The sequence below is a fragment of the Haloferax sp. s1 genome, assembly GCF_058382125.1.
Genome location: NZ_JBZRPK010000294.1, coordinates 1 through 2,741 on the forward strand (window position 1 = coordinate 1; position 2,741 = coordinate 2,741).

The 2,741-nt window shown below is 63.1% G+C and carries 5 protein-coding genes; 4 read left to right on the forward strand and 1 reads right to left on the reverse strand.

The genetic code is table 11. The features are described 5' to 3' along the window. On the forward strand, positions 1 to 249 hold a 249-nt coding region (locus QT222_RS03105), incomplete at its 5' end, for an ATP-binding protein (protein ID WP_491476272.1). Between the two features lie 84 nt (positions 250 to 333). On the opposite strand, the gene QT222_RS03110 is transcribed toward QT222_RS03105, so the two are convergent. Next, positions 334 to 1,320, reverse strand: a complete 987-nt coding sequence (locus QT222_RS03110) for a replication factor C small subunit (RefSeq protein WP_179955352.1) — start codon at positions 1,318 to 1,320, stop codon at positions 334 to 336. Between the two features lie 129 nt (positions 1,321 to 1,449). Between QT222_RS03110 and samp2 the strand changes: the two genes are divergently transcribed. The 3 genes from samp2 to QT222_RS03125 all read left to right on the forward strand — a co-directional run bounded on the left by samp2 (position 1,450) and on the right by QT222_RS03125 (position 2,724). Continuing rightward, entirely contained in the window at positions 1,450 to 1,650 is a 201-nt protein-coding gene (gene samp2, locus QT222_RS03115; protein ID WP_014732059.1) for a ubiquitin-like small modifier protein SAMP2, read from the forward strand. A 95-nt stretch (positions 1,651 to 1,745) separates the two neighbouring features. Further along, complete coding sequence (locus QT222_RS03120) at positions 1,746 to 2,237, forward strand: redoxin domain-containing protein (RefSeq protein ID WP_491476273.1); 492 nt, start codon at positions 1,746 to 1,748, stop codon at positions 2,235 to 2,237. A gap of 73 nt (positions 2,238 to 2,310) precedes the next feature. Next, a complete protein-coding gene (locus QT222_RS03125) occupies positions 2,311 to 2,724 on the forward strand; it encodes a GNAT family N-acetyltransferase (RefSeq protein ID WP_491476274.1) in 414 nt (137 codons plus the stop codon). Positions 2,725 to 2,741 lie beyond the last annotated feature (17 nt).

A 2,741-nucleotide genomic window follows, 5' to 3' on the forward strand; every position in this document is an offset into this window, starting at 1 on the left:
GGTAGGCTCGGAGATGTGTATAAGAGACAGGATATCGGCAGTCTCGACGACGGGTTCTACGTCGAAGACGACGGTCCCGGTATCGAACCTGACCGCCGAGACAAGGTATTCAAGCCCGGCGAGACGACCGGTGAAAACGGCATCGGCTACGGGCTTGCAATCGTGGAGTCTATCGCAGAGGCACACGGCTGGTCGGTCAGTGTGACCTCGGGTCCGTTGGGCGGCGCTCGATTCGAGTTCCGGTCGTAGTGGTAGTAGAGTAAGCGAAAACACAGACGGAGACAGAAAGCGGCCAGAATACAGAAAGCGGCTGGAAAGCAGCCAGAGTACAGCTTAGTTCTGCGAGAGCGCGAGCGACGCGAGGAGCGCTTCGAGTTGGACCTGTTCGTTTGCGCCCTCGGAGATGCGGTAGTCGGCCTCGCCGATACGTTCCATGAGGTGGACGGCGTCGCGCTCGTCGAGGTCGAAGTCCCAGACCGACCGGTGTAGTTGGTCGATGATGTCGCCGCCAGCCATGCCGGTGTCGACGATGAGCGTCTCCAACTGCTTGCGCGCGGCGGTGAACTCGCCGTCGATAGCGGCGCGAACCATCTTCTCGATGTCTTCGGGGCGCGCGGTCGACGTAATCAGGTAGACTGCTTCCTCGTCGACGACCTCGCCGGTCGTCGCCGCGGCCTGCAGGGAGTTGATGGCGCGGCGCATGTCGCCGCCGGCGGCGTAGACGAGCGCGTCGAGACCGCCTTCGGTGAGTTCGATACCCTCGGCCTCGGCGATGTCGCGGGTCTGTTCCGCGATAGCGTCGTCGCCGAGCGGGGAAAAGCGGAAGACCGCACAGCGGGACTGAATCGGGTCGATAATCTTCGAGGAGTAGTTACACGAGAGGATAAAGCGCGTCTTGTCAGAGAACTCCTCCATCGTCCGCCGGAGCGCCGACTGCGCGTCGTTCGTCAGCGAGTCGGCCTCGTCGAGGAAGATGATGGTGTAACCGCGCTCGGGGTTGAACGACGAGCGCGCGAAGTTCTTGATGCGGTCGCGGACCACGTCGATACCGCGCTCGTCAGAGGCGTTGAGTTCGAGGAAGTTGCCGCGCCAGTCGTCGCCGTAGAGGGTGCGGGCGATGGCAGTCGCGGATGTGGTCTTCCCGACGCCCGCCGGTCCCGCAAAGAGCAGGTGCGGCAGGTCGTCGCGCTCGATGTAACTGCGCAGTCGTTCGACGATTTCCTCCTGTCCGTAGATGTCGTCGAGGGTCTGCGGTCGGTACTTCTCGATCCAGATTTCGCGACCCGCCGGGGCGTCGCCCGACTCCGCGGCCTCGCTCATATCCATCCCACGGGCCGCCCCGCACATAAAGCGTCCGAGACGGTGGCGACGACCCGGCACCTCGGAGTTAAACTGCGCAGCGACGACAAAGCCGACGGACTGAAACCCGCTGGCCACGCACGCCCGAGCATGGACGTGACCGTCGAAGTCGTCGGCGAGGAGGCCCACGAGGTCACCGTCGGTGACGATGGTACCTACGCGGACCTCGTGAAGGCAGTCGACCTCAGCCCCCACGAAGTGTCCGTCCTCGTCGACGGCCGCCCCGTTCCCGAGGACCAACCAGTCGAGGAGGACCACGTGAAGGTGCTCCGCCTCATCAAGGGCGGATAATTCCGCGTTCGGTCTTCGTACCTCGGTTTTGGTGTTTGGCGTGTGAAATGCACGCCCGGGAGATGGTTATCCCGGGCATGCACGAATACCCGGTGATGTCCGACAAGGCTCAGTCTCTCAACTTCGAATTGCCTAACGTTGCGGCCGGTTCTGAGACAGTCTCATTAGCCGACGTGGAGGCCGATTTCCTCGTGTTACTCCTCCAGCGAGATTACTACTGTAAGATGTGCCGCAGACAAGTACAGTCGGTAAAGCGCCGATACGACGAGTTCGAAGCGCGAGACGCGGAAGTCGTCTCGGTCCTGCCTGAGCCACCGGAACGCGCCGAGAAATGGCAGCAAAGCTACGACCTCCCGTTCCCGTTGCTCGCTGACCCCGGTGCCGACGTGGGTGACGAGTTCGACCAGCCGACGCGCTTCGGGGCGCTCGGAAAACTGCACGACTTGGTCGGTCGGATGCCGGAGGCCGTCCTCGTCGACCTCCGAGGTGATGACCCTGAGGTCGCCTACACCCACCGCGGGTCGAATCCGGCTGACAGACCCGAGATAGACGACCTGTTAAATCGAATCGACCGACTGGCGGCATAACGACGTCGTTCGCGCCGGACCGCTCTCTCCCCCCTCCGCCGGACCTTTCTCCCCGCGCAACCCAGCGCCGATAATGAGCGATATCGCCATCCGCGAGGGGACGCCAGACGAATTGGTCGCCGTGATGCGTGTTCTCGACGCTGGACTCCTCGACATGGATGCGAGCGAGGTCCGAACGCGGCTGAGCACGGGCGACTGCCTCGTCGCCGAAACCGGCCGGGACCGAGACGGCGAGGCAGGCGGTCGAATCGTCGGCGCACTCGTTCTCGACGGTGACTACGTGGACGCCGTGGCCGTCTCACCGAGTCGCCGTGGATGGGGAGTCGGAACCAAACTCGTCGCCCATGCCCTCGACCGACGGGGGCGACTCGTTGCCGACTTTGATGCTCGCGTCCGACCGTTCTACGAGTCACTCGGATTCGATATCGAAACCGAAGAGAGCGGGACAGCGGACGACCGATTCCGTGGGATTCTCGTCCGAAAATAGGACGGAGAGCCGATATG